This is a genomic window from Mesorhizobium sp. M8A.F.Ca.ET.161.01.1.1 (genome assembly GCF_004792105.1).
GTDB lineage: Bacteria > Pseudomonadota > Alphaproteobacteria > Rhizobiales > Rhizobiaceae > Mesorhizobium.
On record NZ_SRTD01000205.1, the window covers coordinates 1 to 352 of the forward strand.

The 352-nt window shown below is 58.0% G+C and carries 1 protein-coding gene; it reads right to left on the bottom strand.

All coding sequences use genetic code 11. From position 1 onward, the window contains the following. A partial coding sequence (locus tag EN804_RS35335; protein ID WP_246693543.1) for a serine hydrolase occupies positions 1–304 on the bottom strand: 304 nt, incomplete at its 3' end. Between the last annotated feature and the right edge of the window lie 48 nt (positions 305–352).

Genomic DNA, 352 nt, shown 5'->3' on the forward strand with positions numbered 1-352 from the left:
AATACATCTTGGAGGCGGGCTGGTCGGCGGCCTTCTTGCTCATCACCACTTCGGTCTGCGGGCTGATCTTGCCAGCCTTCATCTGCGAAAAGGCGATATAGGCGGTCATCAGCTTGGTCAGCGAGGCCGGATACCATTTGCGGAAGGCTTCCTGGTGCGAGATCACCTTGCCGGTTTTGACATCGACCACCATTTTCGGATTGGCATTGGCCACCGGAGCCGCGGCGACGACACCTGCGGTGATGATGGCAATGGCTGCGGAAAGCCGGCGGGCGGCGATTGGCGATTTGAAAGTCTGTGGCAAGGCTAGTCCTCGAATTCCCGTCTTCAGTCGGGGAATGGCAATATTCAC